Origin of the sequence: Pseudomonas sp. 43(2021), assembly GCF_017490805.1 — a bacterium.
GTDB lineage: Bacteria > Pseudomonadota > Gammaproteobacteria > Pseudomonadales > Pseudomonadaceae > Aquipseudomonas.
Genome location: NZ_JAFGYJ010000418.1, coordinates 1 through 471, shown reverse-complemented (window position 1 = coordinate 471; position 471 = coordinate 1). Strand labels below are relative to the sequence as shown.

At 59.7% G+C, this 471-nt stretch carries 1 protein-coding gene; it reads left to right on the top strand.

Going from position 1 to position 471, the window contains the following annotated elements; all coding sequences use genetic code 11:
• Positions 1–471, top strand: a 471-nt coding sequence (locus J5M71_RS27945) for an SPFH domain-containing protein (protein WP_243434388.1), incomplete at both ends; no start/stop codon positions are given.

Sequence of the window (471 nt, the reverse complement as noted above, 5' to 3'; positions counted from 1 at the left end):
GTCATCACCCGTTTCGGTAATCCTTCGCGGGTCTTACTTGATCCCGGTTTGAGCTGGCGCTGGCCTGCACCGTTCGAAGCGGCGATCCCGGTGGACTTGCGTCTACGTACCACCTCAAGTGGTTTGCAGGACGTCGGCACCAAGGACGGTTTGCGCATCATCGTTCAGGCCTACGTGGCGTGGCAGGTGCAGGGTGATCCTGAACACGTGCAGCGTTTCATGCGTGCCGTGCAGAATCAGCCGGACGAAGCGGCGCGGCAGAGTCGCACCTTTGGCGGCTCAGCGCTGGAGACCACGGCCAGCAGTTTCGATCTGGCCAATCTGGTCAACACTGATGCCAAACAAGTGCGCATCGGCGATTTTGAAACGCAGTTGCGTCAGCAGATCGACCAACAGTTGCTCGCTACATATGGCGTGCGCGTTGTGCAGGTCGGTATCGAGCGGCTGACTTTGCCCTCGGTCACGCTCAGT